Source organism: Bacillus sp. SIMBA_154, assembly GCF_046536015.1.
GTDB classification, from domain to species: Bacteria; Bacillota; Bacilli; order Bacillales; family Bacillaceae; genus Bacillus; species Bacillus pumilus_P.
This window is the reverse complement of the sequence record NZ_JAWJBV010000324.1, coordinates 1-266: the sequence shown is the minus strand read 5'-3', so window position 1 is coordinate 266 and position 266 is coordinate 1. Positions and strand designations below refer to the sequence as shown.

Below are 266 nucleotides of genomic sequence, written 5' to 3'. Positions count from 1 at the left end.
AGGTTGTTCTGAGTAATAAAGTTCAAATTTTTGATACCCCGCATCAATAAACTCTACCCATTCATTAAACTTATTTTCGCGGTCAACAATAGGTTTAAATTTACCCTTCCTATTTTCTCCTAAATAATATTTAAAACGAATATCCTCACCACTAACATTACGGTCAATAACCTTAATATTACCGCCTTCTCGTGATTCAATTAAGCCAAAAGCAACGCCAGTTTTGCCCGTTGGCTTTTCTATATTCGTTTTATCTGCACCAAGGG

Annotated in this window: 1 protein-coding gene; it reads right to left on the bottom strand. The window is 35.3% G+C overall.

The features are described from left to right. Positions 1-266, bottom strand: a 266-nt coding sequence (locus R0K30_RS22230) for a hypothetical protein (protein ID WP_410613041.1), incomplete at both ends; no start/stop codon positions are given.